We start from the raw sequence: 20,754 nt of genomic DNA, 5'->3' as shown, positions 1-20,754 counted from the left end.
AAGAACCATCGCTCGCAAGCGATGGTTCTTATTTTTGCTAGTTCCGTTTTTGTTTGCCGGCATTTCGACCGTTAGCATTCTTGTTGTTTTTATTTTTTGGTTGAGCGACTTGCTTTGGCTGAATCGGCTCAGCCTTTTTGATTGGCTTCGAAACCACCTGTTTTGGCGGGTTTTTCTTTAATTCCTCTTTGATCTGAGCTTTGATACGAGGACGCATCAAGACGTTGGTGATAAAGGTTTGAAGGCAACTAAAGATACCACCGACAACCCAGTAAAGTGCCACTCCAGCAGGTGAAGTGAATGACATGAAGACGATCATCAATGGAGAAGCGATCATCATACTGCGCATCGTTTTCTTCTGTTCTTCAGGGACACCGATTAATGAAATGTACCCTTGCAGCAAGTAAGCCACACCAACGACAACTACTAGAATATAACTTGGTTTCGCCATATCCATTCCTAAGAATGTCGAATGCTGGATACCTTCTGAAAAACGAGCAGTGTAATACAATGCTGAGAAGATCGGCATTTGGATCAGTAAAGGCAGACAACCCATGCCGCCCATCATGCTGACATTGTTTTCCTTGTAGACAGCTTGCATTTCACGCTGAGCTTCCATTTGCTCTTCTTGCGTCGTTGCTTGTTTTACTTTTGCTTGTGCCGCATCGATTTGCGGTTTGATCGATTGCATTTTTTCTGATTGGATCAACGATTTCTTCGATTGGTGGATTCCTAGCGGCAAGATGATCAAACGAACGATGATCGTCAAGACGATGATCGCTAGGCCATATGACCAGTTGAAATTATTCACCATCCAATTTAGGAAGTTCTCTAATGGAACAACCAGCATGCGGTAAACAAGACCGGATGTATCTGGGGTACCATCACTGTTTGAGCGAACACAGCCCGAAAGGAGTAAAAGAACACCCAAAAGGCCGGAGCCTAGTAGCCAATTTTTAAATTTTGTCATTTATTTCTTCCTCTGCTAATAAAAATTTATACAGGAAATACTATACTAGATAACTCAAGGCTTTTCAATCTAATTCCGGGAAATCAGCCAACCTTGTCTTATTTTTAATAGACGACATTGAATTGATCGTAATCTTTGATGGTAGGGTCTTCATAATGTTCAATGTGATTCACTTTGGCAAATGGATTTTGCGGCTTTTTGATTTTTTCAAGAAATTCCGCGAGCTGTTCTTTTGTCCCGATCGCTTCAATGGTCACACTGCCATCGTCCTCATTTTTCACGGTGCCGGTCAATCCGATCTCGACGGCTATTTGATAGGTAGTATAGCGAAAACCGACGCCTTGAACACGTCCAGTAACATTTAAGTACATCTTCATAAGAAAACCTCCTAATTATTTTTCTCTTATTATCTATGATAACGACTTTTTCTGGTTGATACAAGAATTCGCGTGCTATAATGACAGACGAAGCTATCTCGTATAGAAAATAATACCTAAAAATAAGTGAGGCAGACATTTTGAAAGAGATTCAATCGAGTAAAAATACATTGATCAAAGAAACAAAAAAATTACAGCAGAAAAAATATCGGCAGCAGACGCAAACCTATCTCTTAGAAGGGTTTCATCTAATCCAAGAAGCGAAGGCCGCTAATGTGGCGTTGAAGGAAGTCTTTATCAATCAACGAGGGTTGAACGAATGGTCGGAATGGATCGAAGAAAATCTGTCGGATTACTATTTAGTTTCTGATGAGGTTTTAAAAGTGTTGGCAAGCCAGCCGACGCCGCAGGGTATAATCGCGGTGGCGGAGATGCCGCAGGAAGTGAGCAGCGATTTTTCCGGAGCTTGGTTACTGCTGGATAATGTGCAGGACCCCGGCAATGTCGGTACAATGATTCGTACTGCGGATGCGGCCGGCTTTTCTGGTGTTATCTTAGGCCAAGGCAGTGCGGATTTATACAATCCCAAGACTTTACGCAGCACGCAGGGCAGTCTTTATCATTTGTCTGTCCAAAATGGGGAGCTTTCAGCGCTCATTCCGCAATTTCAACAAGCCGGCAGTCCAGTGCTGGGAACTGCGTTGGATAAGGAAGCGAAGGAGTATCTTGCGGTCGAGAAAATGACGGATTTTGCTTTAGTGATGGGAAATGAGGGACAAGGTATGTCATCAGAATTATTAGCGATGACGGATCAGAATCTATACATTACGATCAAAGGTCAAGCCGAGTCTCTGAATGTCGCAATCGCTGCTGGAGTGCTAATGTTCCACTTACTTAAGTAAAAATTCACAAATTTGTAACTGTTATTAAGGAACTGTTAAACTTTATTCACAAACTCGTGGAAGCCTATTCAAGGTTTCCTCACCGTGCTATAATGAGCCACAGAGACAAATGAAAAGGGGCTTTATATCCATGACCGAAAACTGGCGTGACGATGAAGAATACGTTTCTTATATTGAAGATTTATTAGCTACCGAGGAAGTTCAAAGATTAGCAAATTACACTCAACATATGAATTCAACACGTTTGGAACACTCTATCAGTGTTTCTTATAATAGCTACAAATTAGCAAAACAATTTAACGGCGATGCTAGAGCTACTGCTCGTGCAGGCTTGTTACATGATTTGTTTTATTATGACTGGCGGACAACGAAATTCGATGAGGGCTCCCATGCCTATATGCATCCACGAATTGCTGTGAAGAATGCAGAAAAAATCACCGAATTGTCTGACCTTGAGCGTGACATTATTATTAAGCATATGTGGGGCGCAACCATTACTCCTCCTAAATATAAGGAAGGCTACATCGTAACGATGGTCGACAAGTACTGCGCCATTAAAGAAGCGGCCGTGCCTTTAGTAGACAGATTCAACTCCTACAAAGCACGCTTAAAGAAAGAATGGAATTAACAAAAACTATCCAGGCACCAGACAAATTATTTGTTTGGTGCCTTGCCTTTTGTTTGATGTAAATTTTTGAAGTAAAACAGTTTACTAGAATTGAAATACGAGAACTTCGATTTTATGAAAGTGAGGAATAAAGTGATCAAACCAACTATAGCAAAGCAGTTACTTTTTGCCATTATTGGAACCTTTATCGCGGCTGTCGGTGTTCGCTTAATCGTTGTCAGTGGACTAGGGGCTGATGCGATCAGCACACTAGTATTGGGAATATTACAGCATGTACCGCTGAAGTTTGGGACTGTGAGCATGCTGTTTAATGGTATTGTTTTAATTGTTATCTTTTTCTATGATCGAAAGATGATCGGCATTGGCAGTCTTATTAATAGCTTTGGATTAGGCTTTTGTCTGAATAGTTTAGACTGGCTTGGAGTTCTGCAGACGATTCCAAACGGAACGGGTTATTACGCTATCATTGCCGGATCGATTGTTTTCGGCGTCGGAACAGGCATTTATCTATTAGCAGATGCTGGCTCGGCAGCCTACGAGTCTTTGATGATTGTATTAAAAAAAGCATTGAAGAGCTCGGTAAAAGTTGCTCGAATCCTATTAGATGCCGTCATCTTTTTAACGGGTTTTTTATTAGGTGGACACATCGGATTTGGTACAGTGATCGTCTTACTGTTGATGGGACCTTCTTTAGAAATGACACTGAATCAATTACCGAAGCTTAAATTCTTTCGGGTACAGGAAGCGAAATAGACGGATAAATAATTTTCCCTAGTAAGTCCAAGGGTTATTTGCTACAATAAATAAGGTTCATTTTATAGTAGAAGAGGAGTGCTTAATAATGATTTCAGCAAGCGATTTACGTGCGGGTATGACTTTTGTTCAAGACGGAAAATTGATCAAAGTTTTAGATGCCAGCCACCACAAACCAGGTAAGGGAAATACTGTTATGCGTATGAAGCTGCGCGATGTGCGTTCAGGCTCAACCTATGACACGACTTTACGTCCAGATGAAAAATTTGAAAAAGCAATGATCGATACAAAGCCTGTTCAATATTTGTACAGCCAAGACGATATTGCAATCTTCATGGATTTGGAAACATATGAACAATATGAAATCCCTGTAGCTACAGTCGCAGATGAAATGAAATTCATCCTTGAAAACATGGAAGTAAAAATCCAATTCTTTGGCGATGAAGTGATCGGCGTGATGCTGCCATCTTCAGTAGTCTTGAGAGTAGTTGAAACACAACCATCAATCAAAGGTGCGACAGTTACTGGTTCAGGCAAACCTGCAACAATGGAAACAGGCTTAGTTGTAAACGTCCCTGATTTCATTGAAGAGGGCGAATTATTGGAAGTAAGTACACAAGAAGGCACGTACCAAAAACGCGCGAATAAATAATAGAAAACGCCATGACTACATACGGTCATGGCGTTTTTTGCTGTCATGTAAATGAAGAATGGATCTATTTTTTCATTGCTTTCGAAAATGAAAAAATTAATATGACTATTCCCAGCGTTATCAGGAAGCTAAACAGAATGAAAAGAATAATTCCTGTTTTGGATAGCGAATCGAATAAAGTTAATAGCTGCTGCATCTGTTCTACTCCTTGTTCATAGTGAATGATCGTCGAATACTTGATCAATACAAATTTTTATCGACTGTGATTCAGCCGGATTCTACATTTCTAATGTCGGGCCTGTGGCAAAATTGTCCGATTGATCGTTTTCTGCCTATTCCTCTTATTAAATTAATTATAGCATGAGAGCGTAAATGAAAGGAAAAGAATTGTAAGCAAATAGAAAAAGAGGCCTAAGCCTCTGATAAACATGTCTCAATTTAATAAAAAAAGCAGTAGCCCGCAGCAAAAAGAAAGCTTATACCAATGATGAAGCTAAACCACAATCCTAACAAAATGAAGGGAGACGTATTTTCGTTGCCACCTTTTTTTAAATGTGTAAATGAGCGCTTGGTCATCACCAACTGCCAAATACTAAGCAATAAAAAGACCACGCCAATTAAATAGCTCATGAGGAATCTCCTTTTTAAACAAGTCTACTCTTATACGGATGTTCATACAAGAGATAGTAAACAGGCAGTATCACCTAGAGCAGAATGCGTTTTTTTGCATGATCAGAATTATAAAAGGCAATATGTTACACTATTGTCAAATAAAAATTGTACTGGCAGGTGATCAATGGTGAAAATTAGAAAGAAAGTAAGAGTATATCAAACACCCCTAGAACGGAATCATTTTACTTATAGAATGGAGCAGCAGGAGCCAATTATTCATGAAAAAAAGAATTTCTATAAGGTGCTCTTTGCTAATCCATTAGTAGAAGAAGTGATAGAAAGGCCATTTCTATTCACTGATAATGCTACTCCAATGGCATTAATCAAGTCTTTTATTCCTGATATGTATATAAAAAGAAATTTAATGACTAGTTCGAATCTAGAATTGAAAATCGATGACTTCTACCAGATTGATAAAATAAAAAAAGAGTATTCACTTACATGGCCCACATCAGAAGAAGCAGAAGTATTACAGATTATCGGCGATGGTCAAATTATGATCGAAAAGCAATTTTTTCTAGATTCAGACAACCATATAATCAGATATGAAGAGGAAGTTTCTTGTCCAGAAACGTACATTTTTGAGGAGTAGGAGTAAAAAGTAATGGGAAAGTTTTTATATCAAGAAGCTAAGGAAGAAATTATCAAGCTTATTCAAAGCGGCTCCTTCAAGCCCAATGAAAAGATCATGACTGAGCGAGAGCTGTCTAGTTTGCTTGGTTTTAATCGAATGACAGTAAAAAAAGCCATAGCCTCACTAGTAGAAGATGGGGTTCTGTTCAAAAAAAGGGGTTCAGGAACGTTTTTATTGGGTGATATTGCTTCTAATCGTTTTGAGATCGGTGATGAAGCACCGGTGTCTTTAAGTCAAGGAATCATGGTAAAAAGAATGAGTTCTTCAAGTTTTGTTGAATCGTTTAAATTAGTCTATGACCTGCCGGATTTGATGGAAATCTTTGATGACTATTTTGAATTTTTTGAATTGATTCGTGTTCGAGAAGCCAATAATGAAGTCGTTTCGATCCAACGAGCGTATTTTCCATTTCGATTATTCAAAGATGCTCATCGCTACGATTTTAGTCAGTTTTCTTTGTATGATTATATGGAATACAAAAACAAACGACCTACAAAATTTAGTAAGCGTTTTTTTGCGAAACGTGTTGAAAATGACGAACTATTAGAAAAACTTGGTGCGTGTTCAGGAGAGTATGTGGTATGTATAGAATATCTCGGCTATACAGATCAGAATGAGCTTGTCGAGTACACACAATCCTTTTTTGATCCAGAAAAGGTAAATCTTGCAATTGAGACAAAAAGATAATTGGTTCCTTAATTGGTTCCTATTTGAGACCATTTTAAATAATTGGTCTCTTTTTTTATTGTTTTGAAGCGCTTTCCATTCTATTATTTAGTTGTAAGCCAAAGATGTAAAGACAGGAGGAAAATAATGGAAATCGTTTTAGCTAGTCATTCGAACTTAGCAGTTGGAATGAAAGAGACCGCGGAGTTCATCATGGGCAGGCAAGAAAAACTACATGTGATTGCAGCGTATATAGAAGATGAAAAAAGCGTGGTAGATGAGTTAACGGAATTAGTCTCTCAATTTGGAAATGAAGCCGTTTTATTTTTAACAGATTTGAAGGGCGGCAGTGTCAACAGAATAATTAGCGAATACATCCTTGAAAGGGAAGATTATTATTTGATTTCTGGAATGAATCTTGCATTGGTATTGGAATTGTTGATGCTCTCGTACGAAGGACAACGTAGTGAGGTGATGGCTCAATTAAAGGAAATTGTTGTAAATGCATCCAAGGATCTAGAGGTAATTGATGTGGATGAACTCAGCGTGCAAGCAGACGAGGATTTCTAGTGAAAAAGGAGGATTTGAAGATGATTAAAATGACAAGGATCGACTATCGATTATTGCACGGACAAGTGGCTTTTGCATGGACTAAAAATTTATCGGCAAATGCCATTTTGATCGCCAATGATGAGGTTGTAAATGATTCATTTAGAAAACAAACTTTAAACTTAGCAAAACCAAATGACACGAAGCTGATTTTTAAAAGTGTGGAGGATTCAATTAAAGCAATCAAAAGCGGAGTCACTGACAAATACAATGTATTTATTGTAGTGGAAAATGTTCATGATGCGTATCGAATGGCTAAAGGAACTTCGGCGGTGGATAAAGTGAATTTAGGCTTATCAGCAAAAAGGGAAGGGACGATGAATATCGCAAAAGCTGTCTATGTTTCTGAAAGTGAAATCAATGAGTTAAAGGAGCTGATTGATTTGGGCGTGGAGGTACTTGTTAAACAAGCGCCAAATGATACGAATGTAGATTTTTGTTCACTTATCAAATAAGGCAAAGGAGATGAGGTAATGGTTGTACAAACAGTTGGTATATTCATCATTGCATTAATTGCCAATATGCAGGATTTTCTTGGGGCATCATTTATCGGCAGGCCATTAGTTACTGGATTATTTGTGGGTTTACTGTTTGGAGATGTCTCACAAGGATTGATCATGGGTGCCACTTTAGAATTAGCTTTTCTTGGGTTGATGGGAGTAGGAGCGACGGTACCGCCAGACGAAATTATAGGAGGAATCTTAGCGACAGCATTGGTTTTAAAGAATGGATACGGAGTGGATGTAGCCCTGACTCTTGTATTGCCGATTGCTGCTTTAGGTTTAGCTATTAAAAATATTTTATACGTAATCATTTTTCCTGCCATGACCCATAAAGCGGATAAGCTAGTAGAGCAAGGAAAAATCAAACAAGCGGCTAATATGCATCTAATTGCTTCATTTACAAGGATATTCATGATGACAACGGTCACAACAGTAGCCTTTGTGATTGGAAGCAGTACGGTAGACAAAATTTTAGAACTGATTCCGCAGGCATTTATCAACGGGATGAACATTGCTACTAATATTTTACCAGCTGTCGGATTCGCGATGCTGATTAATATGACGTTTTCAAAAAAGGTCGCACCATTCTTCTTTTTAGGATTTGTTTGTTCAGCCTATCTGCAATTAGACATGATAGCTACAGCGATCGTAGGTGCAATTTTTGCTGGGATCATGTATATCATTCTAGATACGATTGAAAAGAATAAGGGACAAATGAATGGTAGCGGAGAGGAGCAATACGATGACTTCTAAAACGATTACAAAAAAAGATTTAATGGGAATCTTTTGGCGCTCAATGCCGATGGAGGCTTCCTTCAACTATGAACGTATGATGAGTCTGGCGTTTTCATATTCAATGAGCGGCGTCATTCAGAAGCTATATCCTGATGTAGAAGATCAAAAAAAGGCGATGCAAAGACATCTGGAGTTTTTCAATTGTACCTCTGCTACTTCTCCATTTATTGCTGGTGTAGCAGCATCTATGGAAGAGCGCAAAGCGAATGATCCTGCTTTTGATGAAAGCTCAATCAATGCTATGAAAGCAGGATTAATGGGTCCAATTTCTGGAATTGGTGATTCCATTTTTTGGGGGAGTCTCCGCATCATCGCAAGTGGAATAGGGATATCATTGGCAAAACAAGGAAGTATCTTAGGCCCGATTCTTTTTATACTAGTTTTCAATGTACCGAATGTTTTAGTTCGCTATTTCGGAACTTTTTGGGGATATAAAGCAGGTGTGTCCTTTATCGAGAAAATGTCTAGCGGACTGATGGAAAATATCACGTATGCCATCAATATTTTAGGAAATACAGTAATTGGCGGAATGGTTGCATCAATGGTCATTATTAATATACCAGTAAAATTGACTAGTGGAAAAGATGCACAAACGATTCAAAGCCTGTTAGATTCAATGATGCCGGCATTATTACCAGTATTGCTGACCTTCCTGTTTTGCAGACTGTTGAAAAAAGATGTCAAAGTCATCTATATTTTATTGGCCATTTTAGGATTTAGTATTTTAGGAGCTATTTTTGGATTTTTATCTGTTTAAGAAGGGAAATGTATAGATGTATTTTAAAAATGAAAATTTTGTAAGTGATTATCAACAAGTGATCTCACAATTTGCTGATATTGAAAAAATAGCTGAGAAGCTCAGTCAAAAGGAATACTCCAAGCTTTTTTTGATTGGTTCTGGCGGAACTTATACGAAGTTTGTAGGATTACGACCAATGCTTTTTGAAAAGCTGAACCTGCCATTTTTGATTGTTAGTCCAGAAGAATTATTGGAGCTGTATTTTGATCAAATTGATGAGCATACATTGATTATTGCTGGAACAAAGACTGGTGCAACGGAAGAATTGCTGGAGGTGCTGCAAGAAACTAGGAAGAAGTTTCCTGCTACCACCATTTATGGATTTATCGGTGATGAAGATACAGAATTAGATAAATTGAACATTCTTGATTATCGTACAAGCTCTGTCGATACCGATATTCATTTGATTCTTTTTGGGTGGCTTTTATTATGCCTGACGGAAGACGATCCTGCTGTTTTACATCAATATAAGAAAGAACTTGAAACAGTTGGGGAAAAAGTAGCAGAGGAGATTTTGAAAAATGAAGAGAAAGCCGTTCGATTAGTACAAGCTTCGGATACTGAGCGGCTTCAGATGTGGGTAACCTCTGGAAGGTTGTGGGGAGAAGCCTGTTGCTTCTGTAACTATATTTTAGAAGAAATTCAATGGATACAGGCGCAGGGAATCCACTCCTCGGAGTTCTTTCACGGACCTTTCGAATTAGTAAGTGCTGATTTTCAAGTAAATGTTGTCGTAAATTCCAGTGAAACACGCAACCAAGACTTACGCGTAAAGAGCTTTATTAACCAACATTCCACAGCCTCAAATACAATCGACATGCAGGATTTTGATCTTCGAGGATTCTCATCAGAGTTAATTAAATTTGTGGAACCATGGCTGTTAAATCATTACTATGATTTATTATTACGAATTTACGAGCAAAAAACAGGAAAATCCGCAAAGACACGACGTTATTACCGAGTAATGGACTATTAATAGAAGATAAAGCAAAGACTACTAAACGGTGAATAAAACCCAATACTCAGATTTTTCCGAGCGAAGCATCGCTCGGATTTTTGTTTTATAAGAATAGCAAATTGTAAGCTTAGCAGGGGTTCGTGCATTTTTCTTGTGTTGAGAACGACGGACTACTAATTGAACGTTCATCACTTAATACTAAAAATTGAGCAAAAATGAAAGCCTATTCATAAACGGCATGTAAATTTTACAACTGATTTTCATCGAAATCATTCGAAGTTATTATAATGTAGGTTATTTAAATAGATGGTTTCATTGATAAAAGCGGGCAATTCTTGTTGAATGCCTGTTTTATTTGCGTTTACACAGGCTTTACATTGTTTACAAAAATAAAATTTGAATCATATTGGACCTTCACAATGCTTGCTTATACTTTATTTGTACCAAAGAAAATTAAGGAGCTGTGATGATGAAGAAAATTTTTTCAAAGATGATTTTAGCAATGGTAGCTGCTTTAGCTGTAACAGGATTAGCTGGGTGCGGCAAAGATGATGGTGCAACAGCGGAACAAAAAAAGGACACACCAATGAAGGTTATTTTTTATCCTAGTGAATCGGCTGCAGAGTTTGAAAAATCGCGTGACGCTTTAAAAGATATTCTTTCTGAGGCAACAGGGCGTAAGGTAAAAATTGTTACTACGACGGACTACAACATCGTGATTGAGTCGATTTCGAATGGGCAAGCGGATTTGGCATTGATGGGTGCAGAAGGGTACATTCAGGCTAACAAAAAAAATCCAGATGTCAAAGCGATTCTAACGAACTCAGGAGCAAGCGGTACTTTGGAAGATGCGCTTTATTACAGCTTCATCGCTGTAAAAGAAGAGAACGAGAAGGAATATGAAACAGGAGACGGCTATACGATCGATCCAATCAAGGGCAGAACCTTCTCATTTGTTTCAAACAGTTCAACATCAGGCTTCAAGGTCCCAAGCAATGCGATCGTAAAAGAGTTTGATTTGGAAAATTCAGATGAACTTATCAATGAAGGAAAGTTCTTCGACAAAGTATTATTTGGCGGATCTCATCAGGGCTCAGCAGTCAACCTGCTGAAGGGAGATGCGGACGCAGCAGCCTTCATGAATCTACCGCAATATTTCAAAGTAGCTGACGGCGAAGAAAACAAAGCAGGAATGCTGTATCAGGTGAAGGACGACGCAGAGGCTCCCTTTGATACGGTGCGAGGTGAAAAAGCTCGGATCATTCAATCGACTCCGGTCTTAAATGCACCAATCGTGGCAAATACAAAAGTAATGAGTCAAAAAGAGATCGATAAGGTCATCGAAGTGCTGACATCAAAAGAGGTTTCAGATAATGAAGAGATCTTTGCTCCTGAGGATGCAGAGCAAGCGGCATTGTTTGTCAAAGAAGGGGATGAACGCTTCTTGGAAGTAGATGATAAGTTTTATGATCCGATCAGAGAGCTGTCCAAGTAAACAGGAGGAAGGCAAAGAGATGCTTTTAGCAATTAAGGATATATCTAAAACTTACAGCAATGGAAAACAAGCGTTGAAGGATGTAAGCTTTTCGATCAGCAAAGGCGAGTTTGTTTCTGTGATCGGTCCTTCCGGTGCCGGGAAATCCACACTGCTGCGAAGTATCAATCAGCTAGTCTCCCCTGACAAGGGAGAAGTGCTTTTTAATGGTACCGATTTGATGAAAAGCAATAAAAAAAAGCTGCGCCAAAATCGCTGCAAAATTGGGATGATTTTTCAGCATTATAATCTAGTCAGCCGATTGACGGCAGTTGAGAATGTACTCCACGGAAGGCTTGGCTATAAGTCAAGCCTTAGTGGCTCACTGGGGCATTATACGGAAGCGGAAAAGAAAAAGGCCTTTAGTCTGCTCAAGCGAGTTGGTCTGGATGAATTTGCCTACACTCGTTGTGATGAGCTGAGCGGGGGTCAAAAGCAGCGGGTCGGGATCGCCAGAGCGTTGATGCAAGAGCCAGAGCTGATCTTGTGTGATGAACCAATTGCTTCCCTTGATCCGAAATCATCAAAGGTAGTCATGGATTATCTCAAAAAGGTAACCGCAGAGATGGGGATCACCTGCTTGGTCAATCTTCATCAGGTCGAGGTTGCCATCAGCTATTCGGATCGAATCATCGGGGTTACCGATGGACGGATTGTCTTTGACGATCTGCCGCGGAACTTAGATTCAGAGATGATTAATGAAATCTATTTATCGAAAGAATTATTGGTGTGAGGACAATGATGGAAAAAGGACAAAAAGATATTTTTACTCAAAGAAGAAAAATGATGGTCTGTCTATTGGTTTTCCTCCTTGGCCTTTACACATTTTCAGCAGTGGGGACTAATTTTGATCTGTTGGCCTCGCTGCCTTCGATTCCCGCAGGGTTTGGGTGGCTGTTCATTAATTTTGTACCGACGGAAGCCTCATTAGAGTATTTGCCAATGATCCTTACTAAATTATGGCAGACGATGCTCATGTCGGTCACAGCAACGACCACGGCTGCTATCTTTGCCCTGTTCATGGCGATTTTTGGCTCTAGAGAAACGGGAATCCACCCGTTAGTAAAGGGATTCGCACATGTGCTGGCAAGCTTCTTTCGAAATATGCCGATCGTTGTTTGGGCGATGATTTTATTACTCAGCTTTAAGCAAAGTGAATTTACCGGTTACTTAGCGATCTTTTTTGCAACGTTCGGCTATTTGACACGAGCCTTTATGGAAACGATCGATGAAATAGCCGGCAGTACGATTGAAGCGTTGACAGCAACCGGCGCTTCTTATTTTCAAGTGATCTTTCAAGGCGTATTGCCGATGGTCGGCAGTCAGCTGATTAGCTGGGTTCTTTTTCTGATTGAAAATAATATTCGAGATGCTACTTTGGTAGGGATCTTGACTGGAACGGGCATTGGCTTCCTTTTTGACCTCTATTACAAAAAATTTCAATACGATATCACCGGAATGATCATATTGACGATCGTTATTGTAGTCATCGGACTTGAATTATTCTCAAACAAGATTAGGAGGAGCATTATCTGATGGAAACACCTCAAGAAGAAGCAGTATATCCGCTATCACCTGCTTTAGCTGACAGTATTCACATGATCCATGGCAGAAGGAGGAAAATAAGAATTCGATTATGGAAGAAAAATCGCTTGATTCTTTGGGGCCTGCTGTTTTCACTCCTAGCAGTCTCCTTACTGACCTTTTCTACAATGGATTATGGCGATGTGGTTTTGCTTGAAGCAATCAGCCAATTTTTTTCGGATATTCAACGGATTTTCCTGCAGCCGCATCTATCTGGCCGCTTTTCGTTGAAGACCTTGATTGAAGCGTTGGGTGTTACGATTGGACTTTCTGTAGTCACTACGTTGTTAGGAGCCCTCGTCGCCTTTTTCTTCAGTCTGCTAGCGGCGTGCAATTTATCCTCGAAAAGACTTTCGACAGGGATTCGTGTTGTGATGTCCTTTGTCCGAGCTGTTCCAACGATCCTATGGGTAATGATCTTCTCGATTATTATCGGACTTGGTTCGAATGCGGCGGTAATAGGGATGCTTTTCCACAGCGTTGCTTATTTAACGAAGGTTTATTCTGAAAGCATCGAGGAGATGGACTATGGAACGATTGAGGCCCTAAAAGCAAGTGGAGCGACCTGGTGGCAGATCGTTTTTCAAGTTGTTTTGCCCTCATGTATCACAGCAATTCTTTCATGGACATTCATTCGTTTTGAGATCAATTTTACGAATGCGATCGCTGTAGGAGCCGCAGCCGGAGCTGGCGGACTAGGCTTTCAACTGGCTATGGCCAGCGGCTTTTACTTCGATCTACATGAGATTGGTGTCATGGTGTACATGATCCTATTGGTTGCCGCCGTATTAGAGCTGATCTCCATGAAGTTGCGGTCCAATTATATTGTAAAAAATTAACGATAAAAATGAGCGGAGCAGAGAAAGGATAACCAATGAATCGAAAAGAACGAACATGGGTACTTGTCGAGGATCAGACAGCCTTGGCTGCAGAACTCGCCGCCCAGGCAAGAAAATTATTCAATGTCGAAGTTCGTGAAGAGCCTCGCTTGATGCTAATCATGAATAAAATTAGAGAGTCTGCGCAAAATTCACTGTTTTATGGTGGCGAGACCTTAGTAACTAGAGCCAGAGTAGTGATTCAGGACAAGAGCGGTCTGGGACTCATATGTGGCGAGCATTATCAAAAGGCCTTGAATTTAGCGATTATCGATGCCGCTTACGAGCAGCTTCCAGCAGCTGAAAAAAATGCGTGGGACAATCAGATTTTAGAGCACAGGAAACAGCTTTTAGCCGAGCTGGGCTACCAGCAATATTTGATCAATCAAACAAAAGTTTCCTTTGAAGTGATGGAAGTGGAGGAGCAGTCATGATTCATGAGACACAGCAAGTATTTCGCACCCTAGTCCAGCTAAATTCCTACGTTGGTGAACGTGGCAGGCTGGAGGGCCATTCTTTTAATGGGCCAATCAGTCAAGGTGCTTTTCTGATAGCAGCGACTCTGTTGGATCAGGAGGTGAGCTTCTCCGTTTTAGGTATGGAAGCAGAACAGGAAAACTACCTTCAGCAAGAATTTCGAAGCTTTCCAGTGAAGATTACGGAAGCAGATTTCATTTTTGTTGGGAAAAAGGTCACGGCTGAGCAGCTGACTGCATTACAGCAAGCCAAGATCGGTGATTTGATCGACCCGCAAAAATCCGCGACGATCATTGTTGAATTAGAATCATTGTCTGAGGCAAGTGTACATTATCAGCTTGAGGGACCTGGGATCAAAGAGAGAAAAAGCGTTGATTTTCCTAAACAATTAGTAGATATATTCATGATTAGAGAACAGTTGAATCAGGAATATCCTTTAGGGGTGGATTTAATCATTGTTGATGAACAGTTAGAAATCCTCTGTATTCCTAGAACAACGTTGATCAAGGAGGTAGCATAATGACCTATGTCGCAGTCAAGGGAGGACAAGAGGCTATTGAAGCCAGTCTCAAGCTTCTTGAATACCGAAAAATCGAGCAGGGCGATCAGCTAAAGATTTCTGCTATTGAAGCAAATATGAAGCTGCTAGTGGATCAGGTCATGAGTGAAGCTTCCCTTTATGCACCGAATTTGGCGGCGCGAGCGCTTTGGCAAGCGGAGGGGTCCGTCGAAGAGGCAGTCTTTCTGCTTCGTGCCTATCGTTCTACCTTAGAACGTATGGGTTATTCGGAGATCATCGATACCTCCAATGAAATGCAGGTCCAAAGAAGAATTTCGGCAGCCTTTAAGGATATCCCAGGGGGCCAAATGCTGGGGGCCACCTATGATTACATGCATCGCTTGATTGATTTTTCCGATGAAGATGAACATAGAGAGCAGGTAAAACAGCTGCTTGCTGAGTTTCGCCCACAGGAAACGGAAATGAAGACTGCGGAAATCGGTAAGTATGAGAAGGTCTCTGCCTATTTGCAGGATCAAGGAATACTGAATCGGCTGCCCGAAAATAACACCGAACCAGAGGATATGACAAAAAAAGTATTGGAATTTCCTACCAAACGCAGTGAACGGCTGCAGATTCTCAGTCGAGGAATGGCGCAATCATTAATGGCCTTCGCCTATTCGATCATTCGCGGCTACGGCGATGCGCATCCAACAGTTGGCGAGCTACGTGTCGGGACTGTCCCTGTTTACTATACAGAGGAACAGCAATCAGAAGCTGCCTATTATCTAGGGAAGATTGAAATGACAGAAGCAGAAATGTACATTCCTAAAACCATCAAAAAAAATGGCAAAGAGAAAATGGAGATCGAGATCGGCTACGGCTTTGTCTATGGACGAAATGAAACGAAGGCCATCTCGATGGGAATCTTGGACTATAGCTTAGAAGAAGGAAATAAGGAACTGCCGACCGGAGATGAAGAATTCGTTCTGTATCATATCGACAGCATTGAATCAACCGGCTTCTTGTCCCATCTGAAGCTTCCTCATTACGTCACCTTCCAATCCAAATTGGACAGTATCCGCAAGACGCAAGAGCGAGGTGAAGAGTAATGGAACAAACGTATAATTTTGCTTTCTTTGATGAGGGCTCAAAGCGTGAAATTCGCCGAGCAATCTTAAAAGGGATTGCGATTCCAGGGTATCAGGTGCCCTTTGGTTCAAGGGAAATGCCAATCGGACGCGGCTGGGGAACCGGCGGCCTACAGGTAACGCTGTCATTAGTAGGAAAATCGGATGTTTTAAAGGTGATCGACCAAGGCAGTGATGAAAGTGTCAATGCCGTCAATATCAAAAAGCTGATCCAAAAAACAACAGGAATCGGATTAACTTCAGATACAGAAGCGGCCTCTCTCATTCAGTCACGCCATCGAATACCTGAGAAGAAATTAAAAAAAGGACAGATTCTCGTTCTTCAGGTTCCAGTTTGTGAACCGCTGCGATCCTATGAGCCCAGCGAGTATATCACGAAGCGATTACATGCGGATAAAGAATACACGGGAGCCTGGCTGATGCTGTTTGATCAGATCATGCGCTATGGTGTCACGACAACAGGAGCAGAGCATCCAGTGATTGTAAATGATCGCTATTTGATGACGCCGTCGCCGATTCCACGCTTTGATAATCCCAAAATGCTGGAAAATGACGGACTGATTCTATTAGGAGCCGGACGGGAAAAGAAAATCTTCGCGGTGCCGCCCTATACAAAAGTAAAATCGATTGATTTTGAGGATCGCCCCTTTGCGATCGAAGATTTTTCTGAAGTCAGCTGCCATTTGTGTGGAGCAAAAGGCGTCTTTATGGATGAATTATTTGATGAAAATCATCAGGTTGTTCATCAATGCAACGATACCAGCCTGTGTACTGAGAGGAGAAACCAACTACGATGATGAGTGCCGAATTTGAGCAAGAACAGCCGATTTTATCAATTGAACACCTGAATAAGCAGTACGGAGAAGGCTGTTCGAGATGTCAGGATGCCTCGACCAGAAAGCTGGAAAAAAATTATTGTCCTGCCTGTGGAACGGTCTATGCCTGCCAAGATATCTCCATTGATTTATACAAGGGAGAGATCGTCGGGATTGTCGGAGAGTCTGGATCTGGAAAATCAACTCTGATGAGGTGTCTATATTTTGACGAGGAGCCGACTTCAGGGACGGTCTCTATCAATGAACCGCCGATCGACAATATTTACGCACTCTCTTCGCAGGCGCAGCGGCAATTAAGAAACGAGCTCTTCGGGATGGTCTATCAGAATCCCTACCTAGGCTTAAAAATGGATTTCTCCGCCATCGCCAATGTGGCGGAAAAAATGATCGCAAGCGGAAATCGGAATGTATCGGATATGCAGACGATTGGCGGCAATTTATTAGAAGAAGTCAATATTCCCCAATTTCGAATGAAGGAGCCGCCAAAAGCCTTTTCTGGCGGAATGCAGCAGCGAGTCCAGATTGCGAAGGCCCTCTCGACCAACCCGCCGATCCTCTTTCTCGATGAAGTGACGACCGGATTGGATCTATCGGTACAAGCCGTGGTATTGGATATCATCAAAAAAATCCAACAGGAATACCAGGTGAGTATGCTGGTTGTCTCTCATGACCTAGGGGTGATCCGAATGCTTGCTCAACGAACCTACGTGCTGCTCGGCGGCGAAGTGATAGAAGGCGGGATAACGGATCAGATTCTTGAAGATCCGCAGCATCCCTACACACAGCAACTCGTTTATTCATTACTTTAAAAAAGGAGCATCGCGATGTATGTAATTACAAACGGCAAAATCGTCACCCAGGCGGGAGTAGTCGAGCAGCACTCGATCCTAATCGAAAATGAACGGATCGTCGACATCAGAAAAAATACCGCATTACCTCAAAAGGACTGCAACCTGATCGTCATCGATGCCAAAGGCGGCTGGATCATGCCAGGCTTCATTGATCTTCATTCTGACTATATCGAAAAAATCGCAGCGCCAAGACCAACGTCACTGATTGATTTTGAGCTGGCCCTGTATGAAGCGGAAAGAGAGCTATTGACTCATGGGATCACGACGATGTTCCATTCATTAAGCTTAAGCGGAAAAACCGTCTTTAAGGAAAACCCGATCCGCAACAGCGAAAACGTGGTCAAGCTGCTGGATTTAATCAATGAAAGCAATTATAAGGCCCATTTGATTCATCATCGCATGCATCTGCGCTATGAGATCGATAACTTTTCACAGCTGGAGCTGGTTAAATCACTGCTGCGTACAGGGAAGATTCAACTCTTCTCGCTCATGGATCATACGCCTGGGCAAGGGCAATACCGCGATTTGGAAACCTACCGCCTGATCCTTGCAGGATACCATGGGGGAGATACTCAGAAGACCAATCGCATCTTAGCCAATGCGATGACCGCGGAAAAACTGACCTTAGAGGATTTGACTGAGCTGGCCGAGCTGGCAAGTAAAAACGATATCCCCGTTGCCTCACACGATGATGATACGGTAGAAAAGCTGGATATCGTTGAACAATTACACAGCTCGATTTCTGAATTTCCTATCACCTTGGAGATTGCTGCCGAAGCGAAGGCGAGAGGGCTGGCAACTGTGGGAGGTGCCCCAAATGTTCTTCTAGGAAAATCACATGCCGGAAACCTTTCAGTAAAGGAAGCGGTACAGGAAAATCTCATTGATATCCTATGCAGCGATTATTATCCAGCAGCGATGCTTCATGCAGTCTTTACTTTATGGAGAGAAGGGATTCTGGAGCTGTCGGAAGCAGTGAAGCTGGTCACTCAAAATCCTGCAAAGGCGGTGGGGATCGATCATGAAGTAGGCAGCATCGCCGTGGGAAAAATGGCCGACCTGCTGATCGTTGATTATGCCGGAAATCAAGTGCCTGTTGTCACACATACTTTTGTAAAGGGAGTTTTAGTGAATGAAACAACTTACAGAATCTAGAACAGAGGATCGTTTAGCTGGAACAACAACAGTACCAGTCCCGCTTATTCAATTGCAGGGTGTTTCGAAGGGCTTTGTTTTACACAGCGTAGGCAAGCGAGTCTCCGGCTGTCAGGATATCAGCTTTGCGGTGGAAAAAGGACATTTTGTCGGAATAACCGGAAAAAGCGGGAGCGGAAAATCCACAATCTTACGTTGTATCTACCGCACGAATCTCCCTCAAGAAGGCCAGATTCTTTATCAATCTGCCCTTTTTGGGACAGTCGATCTGGCTCAATTAGATGAACGAAAAATCTGTCAGATCCGGCAATATGAGATCGGTTATGTTTCCCAATTTCTACAGACCTTGCCGAGGATAACCGCATACGATATCGTCTACCGTGCCGCTTTAGAAGCAACTGATACGGAAGCCGAAGCCCATATGGAAACAAAGAAAATTTTGACTCATTTTGAAATCAAGGAAGAGCTGTGGCCGCTTTTTCCCAATACGTTTTCTGGCGGAGAAAAGCTGCGCCTGAATATTGCTAAGGCGATGGTCAAACGCCCTAACCTGCTTTTGCTTGATGAACCAACAGCTTCTCTGGACCAGCATTCGAAAGAAAAGGTTCGTGAGCTGATTGAGCAGCTGAAGTGCTCGGGGACGACGATGATAGGCATTTTCCATGATTTAGAATTTATGGAAGGCTTATGCGATCAGGAGTTCAATATACAAGAAGGCTCATTTATTTAGCCCACTATAATTTTAGGAGTAAGAAGGAGGAAGTATGAAAGCTGATCTTCATGTACATAGCTGCTATTCAGACGGCACATTGACACCTGGAGAGCTTGTCTCATTGGCTGTTAAAAATAAAATCTCTGATATCGCTGTGGTGGATCATGATACGTTTGCAGGCATATCCGAGCTGAAGGAAGTTTTTTCTCAAGCACCTGTCAATTACATTGAGGGAATAGAAATCAGTGCCTTTGACTTCAAAAGAAATCGGAAAGTCCACATTTTAGGCTATGCTGTTCAAGATCCCGTGTATATTGAAGAACTCTGTACACCTTTACTGGAACGGCGAACAGCCAATACGCTTAAGCAGGTAAAAAAAATCCAATCGGTCGGCTATGAAATCGAATTGGAGGAAGTCATTAAAAAGGCGCAGAACGCAACGGCCGTTTATAAGCAGCATGTGATGGCTGTACTGATAGATAAGGGGTATGAAACCACTATCTATGGGCCATTGTATCAAGCCTTGTTTAAAAATAATGGTGTAGCGGAAATGGATATCGAGTACATCGATGTTTTTAAAGCAATCGAAGCAGTCAAATTAGGTGGAGGATTGGCAGTGGTCGCTCATCCAGGTCAACTAGACAGCTACGATCTGATTGAGGAGCTGGTTTCCTTCGGTTTGGATGGGATCGAGAAATATCATCCGGATCATAACTTGAAGGATCAGCGAAGAGTTCAGCAGCTGCTGGATAAATATCAGTTGAAATGCTTTGGAGGTTCCGACTTTCATGGGGCATACGGTCCTGACTTTTTTGGCGATTGCCAGATCGACAATACTCAAGAGTTTCCTGAAGTGTTGCGTCTAAGCAGCTATGTGAATTAATTAAATGATTTGAGCAGCCCTCAAGAGTGGATGGAACCTTCTCTTGAGGGCTTTTTGTGGTGAAAAACTTTCCATTTTGCTAGGAAGAAAACGATAGTCATCTAACTTATTGTCATATGTTGTAATTGCCTGAAAGTACATGGATGGTCGTAATTAAAATGAAAATAAATAAAAAATGCGGAAAATCTTATATACACAGAAAATAAATAACGTTATTTTCTTTATTCTGTTGTATTTATTATAGATGTATATTATAAAATGAAATAGATAAAGGTA

The 20,754-nt window shown here is 41.3% G+C and carries 26 protein-coding genes; 23 read left to right on the top strand and 3 right to left on the bottom strand.

The annotated features are described in order from the left end of the window. Positions 1 to 37: 37 nt before the first annotated feature. Both yidC and JZO85_RS14730 read right to left on the bottom strand, forming a co-directional pair. Positions 38 to 970, bottom strand: a complete 933-nt coding sequence (yidC, locus tag JZO85_RS14735; protein WP_207109288.1) for a membrane protein insertase YidC — start codon at positions 968 to 970, stop codon at positions 38 to 40. 104 nt (positions 971 to 1,074) lie between these two features. Continuing rightward, on the bottom strand, positions 1,075 to 1,347 hold the full coding sequence (locus JZO85_RS14730; RefSeq protein ID WP_207109287.1) for an acylphosphatase: 273 nt from the start codon (positions 1,345 to 1,347) through the stop codon (positions 1,075 to 1,077). Between the two features lie 140 nt (positions 1,348 to 1,487). Here JZO85_RS14730 and JZO85_RS14725 point away from each other — a divergent pair, with 140 nt between their 5' ends. From JZO85_RS14725 to efp, 4 genes are all read left to right on the top strand, one after another. Then, complete coding sequence (locus tag JZO85_RS14725; RefSeq protein WP_207109286.1) at positions 1,488 to 2,249, top strand: TrmH family RNA methyltransferase; 762 nt, start codon at positions 1,488 to 1,490, stop codon at positions 2,247 to 2,249. 130 nt (positions 2,250 to 2,379) lie between these two features. Further along, complete coding sequence (locus JZO85_RS14720; protein ID WP_207109285.1) at positions 2,380 to 2,877, top strand: HD domain-containing protein; 498 nt, start codon at positions 2,380 to 2,382, stop codon at positions 2,875 to 2,877. Positions 2,878 to 3,009: 132 nt separating this feature from the next. Next, positions 3,010 to 3,630 carry a YczE/YyaS/YitT family protein gene (locus tag JZO85_RS14715; RefSeq protein ID WP_347401801.1) on the top strand — a complete coding sequence of 207 codons (621 nt, stop codon included), beginning with the start codon at positions 3,010 to 3,012 and terminating at the stop codon, positions 3,628 to 3,630. 88 nt (positions 3,631 to 3,718) lie between these two features. Continuing rightward, entirely contained in the window at positions 3,719 to 4,282 is a 564-nt protein-coding gene (efp, locus tag JZO85_RS14710; protein WP_207109284.1) for an elongation factor P, read from the top strand. A gap of 438 nt (positions 4,283 to 4,720) precedes the next feature. On the opposite strand, the gene JZO85_RS14705 is transcribed toward efp, so the two are convergent. Next, on the bottom strand, positions 4,721 to 4,912 hold the full coding sequence (locus tag JZO85_RS14705) for a hypothetical protein (RefSeq protein WP_207109283.1): 192 nt from the start codon (positions 4,910 to 4,912) through the stop codon (positions 4,721 to 4,723). Positions 4,913 to 5,078: 166 nt separating this feature from the next. Between JZO85_RS14705 and JZO85_RS14700 the strand changes: the two genes are divergently transcribed. The 19 genes from JZO85_RS14700 to JZO85_RS14610 all read left to right on the top strand — a co-directional run bounded on the left by JZO85_RS14700 (position 5,079) and on the right by JZO85_RS14610 (position 20,478). After that, the gene (locus tag JZO85_RS14700) at positions 5,079 to 5,546 is read left to right on the top strand and encodes a hypothetical protein (protein ID WP_207109282.1); all 468 of its coding nucleotides are present in this window, start codon (positions 5,079 to 5,081) and stop codon (positions 5,544 to 5,546) included. 12 nt (positions 5,547 to 5,558) lie between these two features. Then, the gene (locus JZO85_RS14695) at positions 5,559 to 6,275 is read left to right on the top strand and encodes a GntR family transcriptional regulator (protein ID WP_207109281.1); all 717 of its coding nucleotides are present in this window, start codon (positions 5,559 to 5,561) and stop codon (positions 6,273 to 6,275) included. A gap of 126 nt (positions 6,276 to 6,401) precedes the next feature. Continuing rightward, positions 6,402 to 6,824 (top strand): PTS sugar transporter subunit IIA, encoded by a 423-nt coding sequence (locus tag JZO85_RS14690; protein WP_207109280.1) that lies wholly within the window; start codon positions 6,402 to 6,404, stop codon positions 6,822 to 6,824. A 20-nt stretch (positions 6,825 to 6,844) separates the two neighbouring features. Beyond that, the gene (locus tag JZO85_RS14685) at positions 6,845 to 7,318 is read left to right on the top strand and encodes a PTS sugar transporter subunit IIB (protein ID WP_207109279.1); all 474 of its coding nucleotides are present in this window, start codon (positions 6,845 to 6,847) and stop codon (positions 7,316 to 7,318) included. Between the two features lie 18 nt (positions 7,319 to 7,336). Then, a complete protein-coding gene (locus tag JZO85_RS14680; RefSeq protein ID WP_207109278.1) occupies positions 7,337 to 8,119 on the top strand; it encodes a PTS mannose/fructose/sorbose/N-acetylgalactosamine transporter subunit IIC in 783 nt (260 codons plus the stop codon). Further along, positions 8,109 to 8,918 (top strand): PTS system mannose/fructose/sorbose family transporter subunit IID, encoded by an 810-nt coding sequence (locus tag JZO85_RS14675; RefSeq protein ID WP_207109277.1) that lies wholly within the window; start codon positions 8,109 to 8,111, stop codon positions 8,916 to 8,918. The genes JZO85_RS14680 and JZO85_RS14675 overlap by 11 nt, the downstream gene beginning before the upstream one ends. A gap of 16 nt (positions 8,919 to 8,934) precedes the next feature. Next, positions 8,935 to 9,936 carry an SIS domain-containing protein gene (locus tag JZO85_RS14670; protein ID WP_207109276.1) on the top strand — a complete coding sequence of 334 codons (1,002 nt, stop codon included), beginning with the start codon at positions 8,935 to 8,937 and terminating at the stop codon, positions 9,934 to 9,936. Positions 9,937 to 10,384: 448 nt separating this feature from the next. After that, on the top strand, positions 10,385 to 11,413 hold the full coding sequence (gene phnD / locus JZO85_RS14665; protein WP_242550378.1) for a phosphate/phosphite/phosphonate ABC transporter substrate-binding protein: 1,029 nt from the start codon (positions 10,385 to 10,387) through the stop codon (positions 11,411 to 11,413). Between the two features lie 19 nt (positions 11,414 to 11,432). Further along, on the top strand, positions 11,433 to 12,185 hold the full coding sequence (gene phnC, locus JZO85_RS14660) for a phosphonate ABC transporter ATP-binding protein (protein WP_207109275.1): 753 nt from the start codon (positions 11,433 to 11,435) through the stop codon (positions 12,183 to 12,185). Between the two features lie 8 nt (positions 12,186 to 12,193). Further along, a complete protein-coding gene (gene phnE, locus JZO85_RS14655) occupies positions 12,194 to 12,988 on the top strand; it encodes a phosphonate ABC transporter, permease protein PhnE (protein ID WP_207109274.1) in 795 nt (264 codons plus the stop codon). A gap of 62 nt (positions 12,989 to 13,050) precedes the next feature. Next, positions 13,051 to 13,875: a PhnE/PtxC family ABC transporter permease gene (locus JZO85_RS14650; RefSeq protein WP_429958622.1), complete on the top strand. Its 825-nt coding sequence runs from the start codon at positions 13,051 to 13,053 to the stop codon at positions 13,873 to 13,875. 35 nt (positions 13,876 to 13,910) lie between these two features. Continuing rightward, the gene (locus JZO85_RS14645; protein WP_207109272.1) at positions 13,911 to 14,348 is read left to right on the top strand and encodes a phosphonate C-P lyase system protein PhnG; all 438 of its coding nucleotides are present in this window, start codon (positions 13,911 to 13,913) and stop codon (positions 14,346 to 14,348) included. After that, complete coding sequence (phnH, locus tag JZO85_RS14640) at positions 14,345 to 14,911, top strand: phosphonate C-P lyase system protein PhnH (protein ID WP_207109271.1); 567 nt, start codon at positions 14,345 to 14,347, stop codon at positions 14,909 to 14,911. Before JZO85_RS14645 ends, phnH begins: the two co-directional genes overlap by 4 nt. Continuing rightward, positions 14,911 to 16,002, top strand: coding sequence for a carbon-phosphorus lyase complex subunit PhnI (locus JZO85_RS14635; protein WP_207109270.1), 1,092 nt, complete (start codon positions 14,911 to 14,913; stop codon positions 16,000 to 16,002). Before phnH ends, JZO85_RS14635 begins: the two co-directional genes overlap by 1 nt. Next, positions 16,002 to 16,838, top strand: a complete 837-nt coding sequence (locus JZO85_RS14630; protein WP_207109269.1) for an alpha-D-ribose 1-methylphosphonate 5-phosphate C-P-lyase PhnJ — start codon at positions 16,002 to 16,004, stop codon at positions 16,836 to 16,838. The genes JZO85_RS14635 and JZO85_RS14630 overlap by 1 nt, the downstream gene beginning before the upstream one ends. Continuing rightward, a complete protein-coding gene (locus tag JZO85_RS14625) occupies positions 16,835 to 17,686 on the top strand; it encodes an ATP-binding cassette domain-containing protein (protein WP_242550377.1) in 852 nt (283 codons plus the stop codon). Before JZO85_RS14630 ends, JZO85_RS14625 begins: the two co-directional genes overlap by 4 nt. Positions 17,687 to 17,701: 15 nt before the next feature. Continuing rightward, positions 17,702 to 18,883, top strand: a complete 1,182-nt coding sequence (gene phnM, locus JZO85_RS14620; protein ID WP_207109268.1) for a phosphonate metabolism protein PhnM — start codon at positions 17,702 to 17,704, stop codon at positions 18,881 to 18,883. Then, positions 18,861 to 19,613, top strand: coding sequence for a phosphonate C-P lyase system protein PhnL (locus tag JZO85_RS14615; protein WP_207109267.1), 753 nt, complete (start codon positions 18,861 to 18,863; stop codon positions 19,611 to 19,613). The genes phnM and JZO85_RS14615 overlap by 23 nt, the downstream gene beginning before the upstream one ends. Before the next feature lie 34 nt (positions 19,614 to 19,647). Next, positions 19,648 to 20,478 carry a PHP domain-containing protein gene (locus JZO85_RS14610; RefSeq protein WP_207109266.1) on the top strand — a complete coding sequence of 277 codons (831 nt, stop codon included), beginning with the start codon at positions 19,648 to 19,650 and terminating at the stop codon, positions 20,476 to 20,478. The last annotated feature ends 276 nt before the right edge of the window (positions 20,479 to 20,754 follow it).

The organism is Candidatus Enterococcus murrayae (genome assembly GCF_017315985.1).
GTDB classification, from domain to species: Bacteria; Bacillota; Bacilli; order Lactobacillales; family Enterococcaceae; genus Enterococcus_A; species Enterococcus_A murrayae.
This window is presented reverse-complemented; position numbering and strand designations above follow the sequence as displayed.